General features: G+C 74.8%; 1 protein-coding gene and 1 pseudogene. Both read right to left on the bottom strand.

Annotated elements, in window-relative coordinates; genetic code table 11:
- A pseudogene (locus HUW36_RS32885) lies at positions 1-598 on the bottom strand (phospho-sugar mutase); the annotation flags it as partial.
- A gap of 49 nt (positions 599-647) precedes the next feature.
- Positions 648-1,387, bottom strand: a 740-nt coding sequence (locus HUW36_RS32880; protein WP_281357593.1) for a PsbP-related protein, incomplete at its 5' end; no start/stop codon positions are given.

Below are 1,387 nucleotides of genomic sequence, written 5' to 3'. Positions count from 1 at the left end.
CGAGCGGGCCGGCCGCGCGGATGGCCGCCTCGATGCCGGCGTCGGCCGGTGGCACGATCTGCGCGCCCGCACCCAGCTCACCACCGAGCTGCGCGCCCAGGTAGACCTTGTAGCCGTTGTCCTGCGGCGGGTTGTGGCTGGCGGTGACCATCACGCCGGCGACCGCGCCGAGCTGCCGGACCGCGAACGCCAGCACCGGCGTGGGCAGCGGGCGGGGCAGCAGCAGCGCCGGTCGGCCCGCACCGGTGGCCACCTGCGCGGTGCGCTCGGCGAAGGCGCGAGACCCGCGCCGGGCGTCGTACCCGATCACCAGCGGGCCCTCGCCGCCCTCGGCGGCGAGCCAGCCGACCAGCCCGGCGGCGGCCTGGGTGACCACGGCGAGGTTCATCCCGTTCGGCCCGGCGCGCAGCGGGCCGCGCAGCCCGGCGGTGCCGAAGGTCAGCGGGCCGGCGAACCGGTCGGCCAGCTCGCCGGCGGTGCCGGGCAGCCCGTCGAGGACGGCCCGCAGCTCGTTCCGGTCGGCCGGGTCGGGGTCGTCGGCGAGCCAGCTCTCGGCTCGCGCGCGAAGGTCGTCAAGGTCAGTGGTGTCCGCCGCCATGGCCTCTTGATAGCACGGCGGCGGAGCACCACTGGCCGTCGCCCTCGACTCAGTTGGCCGCCGTGAGCTGGAACGAGCCGACCATCGCGTCGAAGATCGGCTTGCTCTCGGCGAAGCTGGCCTCGCCGGCGGTCAGATAGAACGAGTAGACCTTGCCGCCCTGGACCACACCGCGCCACATCCCGTGCCGCTTGCTGTCGCCCTCGCCGCAGGTGTACTCGAACTCCGCCGCCGGCTTGCCCGCCAGCGTCGTCTCGGTCATCGCGAGCTGCTCGTAGGGCTTCGCGCACGACTTGCTCTTGTCCCGCAGGTTGCGGGAGGCGAACTCGGCCCAGCTGACCGAGGTGCCGCCCCAGTCCTCCGCGAGCAGGCGGACCTTGCGACCGCTGTCCTGCGGGTCGACGTAGTCGACGAAGACGCCGCCCGTCTTGCGGTCCCACCCCTTGGGAACCTGGACGGTGATGCCCTTGACGCTCTGCTCCTGCATCTCCACCGGGGAGGCGGCGGCGGAGCTGGACGGCAGCGCGCCCACGATCGGTGGGGGAGCGTCGTCGCCGCCGCTGGTCAGCGCGATCACGCTGACCAGCAGCACCACCGCCAGACCACCCGCGGCGGCGAGCTGGACCTTGCGCGGCCAGGCCTTCACGCGGCCGAGCAGGCCCTTCACCCCGCCGGGCGCGCCGTCGCCGGGCGCGGTCGCCGGGGTGGTCCACGGCTGACCGGTGCCCGGCACCGACCACTGGCTGCCGCCGCCGTACACCGGCTGGGTGGCGTCGGCGCCGCCGTAGG

Origin of the sequence: Micromonospora maritima, from assembly GCF_902825405.1 — a bacterium.
GTDB classification, from domain to species: domain Bacteria; phylum Actinomycetota; class Actinomycetes; order Mycobacteriales; family Micromonosporaceae; genus Micromonospora; species Micromonospora maritima.
This window is presented reverse-complemented; position numbering and strand designations above follow the sequence as displayed.